Origin of the sequence: Calothrix rhizosoleniae SC01 (assembly GCF_900185595.1) — a bacterium.
In the GTDB taxonomy this organism is placed as follows: Bacteria; Cyanobacteriota; Cyanobacteriia; order Cyanobacteriales; family Nostocaceae; genus Calothrix_A; species Calothrix_A rhizosoleniae.
The window spans coordinates 1-5,248 of record NZ_FYBH01000390.1; the positions used below are offsets into that span (position 1 = coordinate 1).

The following is a 5,248-nucleotide window of genomic DNA, read 5'->3' on the forward strand; positions in this document are numbered from 1 at the left end:
GTATATAGCATTACTAAAGTTGCTGATACCAAGTTGCTTGCCAAGATAGTCAAGTGGCGCAACCTGGAGGAGAGCAGGGGGAAAAAGGGTTTTAGCTTTATTTACTTCTCTTCACATAGTTTGGTTTTATTGTGCCGAATTACTTACAACAGAATGCAACTTAGTATGAGAAGGTTCTCAATCAAAAAGAAATCAAGAAGTAAGGGGGAGTTAAGGAGTTAAGAAAATTGCCAAGCATAATCAAATAACAATGATCAATAACCAAACAACATTGGATACAAGCCCTTTGATTCACCGATGGGGTAATAATTATAAATTCCTCATTCTAAATTCTAAATTCTCCTTGAGCGCTAAATTATTATTTGGTACACAAACAGTCCCTATTGACTAAAAACTAATGATTGAAGTTGAGCATCTAAGTAAGATATACGGTTCTACCTCTGCGATTTCTGATATTACTTTTAACGTTGAGCCTGGAGAAATACTAGGTTTTCTCGGACCAAATGGTGCCGGGAAAACAACAACCATGAGAATTTTAGCTGGTTATTTACCCGCGACTAGTGGTACAGCCAAAATTGCTGGCTATGATGTTTATGAAAATTCCCTATTAGTACGACAGCGAATAGGATATTTACCAGAAACACCCCCGTTATATCCAGAAATGTCAGTAGAGGGATTTTTACATTTTGTTGCCCGGATCAAAGGAATATCCCCAGGCGATCGCACCGACAAAGTAAAATCAGCAATGGAACGTTGTAGTCTCCAAGATAAGCGTTATACAATCATTCGTAAGCTTTCTAAGGGATATCGCCAACGGGTAGGTATTGCCCAAGCCATAGTCCACGATCCTCCAGCAATTATCCTCGATGAACCAACCGTAGGACTAGACCCCCGGCAAATCATTGAAGTACGTAACTTAATCAAAAATTTAGCCGGTAGTCATACAATTATTCTTTCCACTCATATTTTGCCAGAAGTAAGTATGACATGTAGCCGGGTAGCAATTATTAATCGCGGTCAAGTGGTAGCTACCAATACACCAGAAAATCTCATGAATGAGTTAACAGGTAGCTCCAGTTATGAAGTCGAAATTTCTGGAGAAGCTCATCTGGCTCAACAATTACTGCAAAACGTACCTGGTGTCAATTTGGTTGAAATAATGCCGACTTCAGAAAAATTGCGCCACAGAAATCAAGCAGAAAACCTTACCCATTTAAGAGTTATATCCCAATCCGGCAGCGAACCAGGTAAAGATATTGCTAACCTATTGATACAATCAGGATTTGGTTTGCATGAAATGCGACGGATTAATGCCACATTAGAAGACGTGTTTTTACAACTAACAACAGCAGAAAAAAATCTACCATCCGTAACAGATACAGCCAACGAGGAGGAAGCGGCTTAAATGGGTATTGTACTGAGTAATATTTTTGCCATTTATCGCCGAGAACTACAAAGTTATTTTGTATCGCCTTTGGCTTATATTATTGCCGGGGTGTTTTGGTTCTTATCAGGGTTATTTCTAATCTCGATTTTAATTGGACCAGAAGGTATTTTGCCAGCAGTTGCCGCCTGGGATTTACAAGTACAAAAACAACAATTCAATGCTCCTGTACCAACAATAGATGTCGCTTACGAGTTTTTACGGGCATTTTTAGACCGCATGGGGTGGCTTTTATTGTTTATACTGCCCATTTTATCTATGGGGCTTTATGCTGAAGAACGTAAGCGTGGCACTTTAGAACTTTTAGCAACTTCACCAATTACTAATTGGGCCGTAGCCGTAGGAAAGTTACTAGGAGTAGTTACATTTTTTACAACTCTAGTGATTCCCATATTGGCATTAGAAGCAATTGTATTGGGTGCTTCTAATCCTCCCATGTCACCAATTATTCCCATACTTGGTCATGTAGGATTGGTCTTATTAGCAGCAGCCATTTTATCCTTAGGAATGTTTATTTCTTCATTAACCGACAGTACAATTTTATCTGCGGTGCTGACTTTTGCTGTAATTTTATTGTTACTCTTTCTTGATCTCATCGCCAAAAGTGTAGGCGGAACATTGGGTGAAGCTTTGGGATATTTATCCTTACTTAAACACTACAACAACTTAATCCAAGGAATTTTGGATGTCAGCAGCTTGATATTATTTAGTAGTTACATTATTTTAGGAATTTTTCTTACCGCCCAGTCCATTGATGCACTTCGCTTCCAGCGACGGTAGTTACCTAAAAAACAGGTATTAACGCCTAGAAACTCATCCAAATCATCCGTGCAATCTTTAAATCCATATCAATCCGTGATCCAAAAAATTGGCAAGTATTGGTTTTGGTTAAGCCCATTCTTAATTACTGCGGGCTTAACAGTAGGTTTTTTCTCAGAAAAATGGGATATAGTCCCCCTCATTCTAATTGTCACCGGAGTTGCGATCGCTATTATCTGGACATTGTGGCAAAGTAAACGTTCTAACTGGTGGGGAAAACGCTCCACCCAGGTAGGGACTAATGCCATCATCGCCACCAGTTCAGCCATAGTAATTCTGGGATTAATTAACTTTTTAGGAACTCGCTACTCTGTACGCCAAGATTTAACAGAAACTCAATTATTTACCCTTGCTCCGCAGTCCCAGGAATTAGTCCGTTCCTTAAAATCACCTGTAAAAGTTTGGGTATTTGATGTGACTCAAAATCCCCAAGAAAGAGAGTTATTAGAAAATTACCAACGATACAATTCTAAATTTAAATTTGCATATGTAGATCCCCAAGCAAAACCGGGATTGGTGAAAAAATTTGGGGTGGATGAAAACAATGGCAAAGTATATCTAGAATCAGGTAAACAACGGATAAAGGTGACAAATGTTAACGAACGGCTTTCTGAAGTTAGACTCACCAATCGTTTACAACAAATTTCTAGCGCCACGACCCTAAAAGTCTATTTTCTCCAGGGTCATGGAGAACATCCCCTGAATAGGGGCAATAATGCCATGTCACAAGCAGTTCAGGCATTAGCTGATAAAAACTATGTTGCTGAACCATTAACTCTCACAGATAAATCGGAGGTTCCCAATGATGCGGCGGTAGTCATCATCGCTGGAGCAACCCAGGACTTATTCGCCAATGAAGTAAAAACCTTACAAAATTACCTAAATAGCGGTGGTAACTTGCTATTAATGGTCGATCCAGGTACAGATCCAAAGTTAGCTCCTTTACTGAAAGAATGGGGAGTAACACTAGATCCCAGATTAGCAGTGGATGTTTCTGGAAATGCAGCCCTTGGTCCTGCAATCCCTCTTGTTACAACCTATGGACAGCATCCAATTACCAAGAATTTTGGCAATAATATTTCTTTTTATCAATTAGCACGACCCATAGAAACTAAGCCAGTCAAGGGAGTACAAGCAAACCCTTTATTGCTAACTAAACCCTATCCTAGCAGTTGGGCAGAAAGTGACCTACAAAGCGAAAACTTAGAATTTGATGAAAAAAGCGATCGCAAAGGTCCTTTGACCCTAGGGGTAGCATTAACACGGAAAGTAGTGGAAAAATCACCAGCTCCCAAACCTCAATCTAGTCCTTCACCTACAACATCACCAACTGCTACCACTCAGACTAGTCCCTCACCCACAACAAAACCCACAACATCACCAACTCCTACAGCTCAGGCTAGTCCCTCACCCACAACATCACCAACTCCTACGGCTCAACCTAGTCCCTCACCCACACCTACCAATAATCAAGCCAAAATCAGTGATCGGGAAACCAGATTAGTAGTCATAGGTAACTCTCGATTTGCAACTAATACTTGGTTTCAACGGGCATTAAATGGAGATGTTTTCTTAAATTCAGTCACTTGGTTGAGTCAGCAAGATACCCAACCCCTATCTATTCGTCCCAAGTCAGCCAAAAACAGACGGATTAATCTCAATTCAGCTCAAGCAAGTTTGTTAACAATATCATCCTTAATAGTTTTACCCTTAATTGGAATCATTGGAGCGATCGCTCTTTGGTTGAAAAGAAGATAATTAAGGTAGAACAACAGATGGAAGTGGATCAATGTCTACACTTCTATCCTATTTTTTACTGTTCAATTAACCAAAAATTCCTAGAGATGAAATTACAAAGAACTACTTTAATTTTGCTTTTATTAGCCTTGGGTTTGAGTGGTTTTGTCTACTTTTCTGAAATGAATGGTAAAACCCAACAACAAGTTCAGCAAGAAGAAAAACAAAAACAGCAACAAATTTTTTCTTTCCAAGAGAATGATATTCAGTCCTTAACTATCAATACCAAAAATCTCGTTATCAATTTAGAGAGGAACCAAAAATCGGAAAAACCAAAGTGGTTACTGACTTCCCCAGAGAAATTACCAGCCAATGATGCGATCGCGGCTTATTTAATTAATTTATTAGTTAAAGGTAAAAGCGATCGCACTTTATCTGTTGCAGCAGATGAACTCAAAGAATTTGGCTTGGAACCACCCCAAGCCAGAATAGATATCAAACTCAAAAATCAAAAAAACCGTACCCTAATTTTGGGACAAACTACCTATAACAAAGGTTCGTTGTACGCACAATTAGGTTCTACCGCCAACAAGAATGGCAAAATAAATGTTTTGTTGGTATCTAAAGATTTTGCCAATGCTGTTAACCGAGAACTCGCCGAATGGAAACAACCAGCACAAACCACTCAGCCCAAACCTTTACCCAGCCTCCCACAACCTACCCCAGAGGAGAACAAGTAAGGTCTAATTTCTTATCTAATAACTGTTGTAAATCAGCCAGAGATTTGTGATGTGGAAGTGTCAGAGCCTTCACACCAGTCAATTTTTCCACTAAATATATTGAGCCTTATTGTAACAGGCGATCGCTTATAGTAATTCTCAATAAGATATAAAGCATAGTAAGGCAACGATCTTGAACTACTTTTTAATACTTTCAAGTTCAGCAGTATTAAGTTTGATCGCAGTTCTGTTCTTTCAACCTCGGTACCTTCTTTCCATTGTCACCTTTCTTTTCCCTGGGGTTGTATATTTTGCTGAAACCGATAAGCAACTAATTGCGCTTACTATTGATGATGGTCCTGATCCTATAACGACACCGAAGATTTTGGAAGTTCTGGAACGTTACGGAGCACACGCTACATTCTTTATCATCAGCAATAGAGTAAAAGGCAATGAGGCTCTTGTCGAGAGAATGGTTAGTTATGGACATGAGTTAGCCAACCATCTAACTGAAGATAAGCCAAGTATT

At 39.3% G+C, this 5,248-nt stretch carries 5 protein-coding genes; all 5 read left to right on the plus strand.

The window, feature by feature from the left end; genetic code table 11:
• Window positions 1–397 precede the first annotated feature (397 nt).
• Entirely contained in the window at window positions 398–1,405 is a 1,008-nt protein-coding gene (locus CALSC_RS23865) for an ABC transporter ATP-binding protein (RefSeq protein ID WP_088243726.1), read from the plus strand.
• On the plus strand, window positions 1,406–2,224 hold the full coding sequence (locus tag CALSC_RS23870; protein ID WP_088243727.1) for an ABC transporter permease: 819 nt from the start codon (window positions 1,406–1,408) through the stop codon (window positions 2,222–2,224).
• A 48-nt stretch (window positions 2,225–2,272) separates the two neighbouring features.
• The gene (locus tag CALSC_RS23875; RefSeq protein WP_235006918.1) at window positions 2,273–4,021 is read left to right on the plus strand and encodes a GldG family protein; all 1,749 of its coding nucleotides are present in this window, start codon (window positions 2,273–2,275) and stop codon (window positions 4,019–4,021) included.
• An 86-nt stretch (window positions 4,022–4,107) separates the two neighbouring features.
• The gene (locus tag CALSC_RS23880) at window positions 4,108–4,740 is read left to right on the plus strand and encodes a DUF4340 domain-containing protein (RefSeq protein ID WP_088243729.1); all 633 of its coding nucleotides are present in this window, start codon (window positions 4,108–4,110) and stop codon (window positions 4,738–4,740) included.
• A 172-nt stretch (window positions 4,741–4,912) separates the two neighbouring features.
• A partial coding sequence (locus CALSC_RS23885) for a polysaccharide deacetylase family protein (protein WP_235006919.1) occupies window positions 4,913–5,248 on the plus strand: 336 nt, incomplete at its 3' end.